General features: G+C 76.7%; 3 protein-coding genes. All 3 read left to right on the top strand.

What is annotated here, in order from left to right; genetic code table 11:
* A partial coding sequence (locus VGR37_04285) for an iron ABC transporter permease (protein ID HEV2146613.1) occupies positions 1 to 686 on the top strand: 686 nt, incomplete at its 5' end.
* Positions 683 to 1,516, top strand: coding sequence for an ABC transporter ATP-binding protein (locus VGR37_04280; protein ID HEV2146612.1), 834 nt, complete (start codon positions 683 to 685; stop codon positions 1,514 to 1,516). The genes VGR37_04285 and VGR37_04280, both read left to right, overlap by 4 nt.
* On the top strand, positions 1,506 to 2,229 hold a 724-nt coding region (locus VGR37_04275), incomplete at its 3' end, for a TonB-dependent receptor plug domain-containing protein (GenBank protein ID HEV2146611.1). The genes VGR37_04280 and VGR37_04275, both read left to right, overlap by 11 nt.

Here is a 2,229-nt window from a genome sequence, read left to right as displayed (position 1 = left end):
CCATGGCGCTCGGCGGCTTCGCCGCCACGGCCGCGCCGATCCCGGTGGCGGCGTTCGCGGGGGCGGTGCTGGCGGTGGCGCTGGTCTTCCGCATCGCGGCGGCGGCCGGGCGCGCGCTGGACACCCGCGTCCTCCTGCTGGCCGGGGTGGTGGCCGGGTCGTTCTTCAACGCGGTGATCCTGCTGGCGCTCACCTTCGCGGACACGGAGTCGTTCCGCTCCGCCATCTTCTGGATGATGGGGAGCTTCGCCGGGGCCACCTGGCGCGGCGACGCCCTGCTCGCCCTCTACCTCCTCCCGGGGCTGGGGGTGCTCCTCGCCCTCGCCCGCTCCCTGAACCTCCTGTCCGTGGGCGAGGAGACGGCGGCGTACCTGGGGACCCACGTGGAGCGCACCAAGCTGCTCGCCTACGCCGCCGCCTCGCTGGTGACCGCCGCCGCGGTGGCGGCCTCCGGGGTGATCGGCTTCGTGGGGCTGGTGATCCCGCACGTGGTGCGGATGCTCTGGGGCGGCGACCACCGCTTCCTCCTCCCCGCCTCCGTGCTCCTCGGAGCCACCTTCCTGGTGCTCGCCGACGCCCTGGCCCGCGTGGCCGCCGCGCCCACGGAGCTCCCCGTGGGCGTGGTGACGGCGTTCGTGGGGGTGCCGTTCTTCGTCTGGCTGCTGCGGCGGAGGGTGGCAGCGTGAGCGCCTGGACGTGCGAGGGGGTGACGTTCCGGTATCCCGGCGCGGAGCGGGCGGCCGTGGAGGGGGTGACCCTGGACGTGCCGGCGGGGGCGTGTACGGCGGTGCTGGGGCCCAACGGCTCCGGGAAGAGCACGCTGCTGCGGCTGCTCCTGGGGACGCTGCGGCCCGAGGGGGGGTCGGTGCGCTTCGGGGGGCGGCCGGTCTCCAGCTGGTCGCGGGCGGCGCTGGCGCGGGAGGTGGGGGTGGTGCCGCAGGAGGAGGAGCCGCCCTTCCCCATGAGCACGCGCGAGCTGGTGGCGATGGGACGGTATCCCTACTTGGGCGCCTTCCGGCGGGAGGGGGACGCGGACCGGCGCGCGATCCGGGAGGCGCTGCGGCGGGCGGATGTGGAGGAGCTGGCGGACCGCCCGGTGGGGACGCTCTCCGGGGGGGAGCGGCAGCGGGCGCGCATCGCCCGGGCGCTGGCGCAGGAGCCGGCCACGCTGGCGCTGGACGAGCCCACCGCCGCGCTCGACGTGGCCCACGAGATGGCGATCTTCGAGCTGCTGCGCGACCTGGGGCACGCCCGGACCACGGTGCTCTTGGTGACCCACAACCTCAACCTGGCCGCCCGCTACGCGGACCGGCTGGTGGTGCTGGACCGCGGGAGGGTGGCCGCCCAGGGGAGCCCCGCCGAGGTGCTCACCGCGGAGCTGGTGCAGCGGGTGTACCGCTGGCCGGCGCGGATCGTGGCGCACCCGGGCCCGGGGCCGGACACCGGGGCGCCCCAGGTGGTGCCGCTGGCGGGGGAGATGTGCCACGAGATGCGGGGAGACGGCCATGCGGCGTAATGAAGGGGTCCTGCTCGTCCTGGCCCTCCTGCTCGCGGCGGCACCGGGAGCGCACGGCCAGTTCCCCGGGGAGCTGGCGGGGCGGGTGACGAGCGCCGCGACTGGGGAGGCGGTGGAGGCTGCCATCGTGGAGCTCCCGGCGATCGGGCGCAGCGTCCTGAGCGACGCCGCCGGCGGCTTCCACCTCCGGGGGCTGGAGCCGGGCACGTACCGCGTGGTCGTCCACCGGATCGGCTACGAGGCCCGGACCGAGAGCGCCGAGGTCCGCAACGGGCAGACCGTCCGCCTGGGCGTGGCCCTCGTCCCCGCCACCCTGCAGGTGCAGGGAGTGGAAGTGACCCTGGCGAGGCCCGGCGAGGCGCCGGGGGAGCGGGTCGGGCGGGAGGCCATCGAGCGCTCCGGCGCCCGGACGGCGGGGGACGTGGTGCGGCGGGCCCCCGGCGTGGTGCTCCGGGAGGACGTGCCGGGGGGACGGCAGACGGTGAGCATCCGCGGGAGCGGCGCGGACGCGGTCCTGGTGCTGGTGGACGGGGTCGCGCTGAACGACCCCGTGACCGGGGAGGCGGACCTGAGCACCGTGCCGGCCCACTCGATCGAGTCGGTGACCGTCGTGCCCGGGGCGCAGAGCGCGCGCTACGGCCCGCGGGCGGAGGCGGGAGTAGTCCTGATCGAGACCCGCCGCGCGGCGGGAGAGCTCGCGGCGAGGGCGGGGG

This window comes from Longimicrobiaceae bacterium, from assembly GCA_035936415.1.
Classification (GTDB): Bacteria; Gemmatimonadota; Gemmatimonadetes; order Longimicrobiales; family Longimicrobiaceae; genus JAFAYN01.
This window is presented reverse-complemented; position numbering and strand designations above follow the sequence as displayed.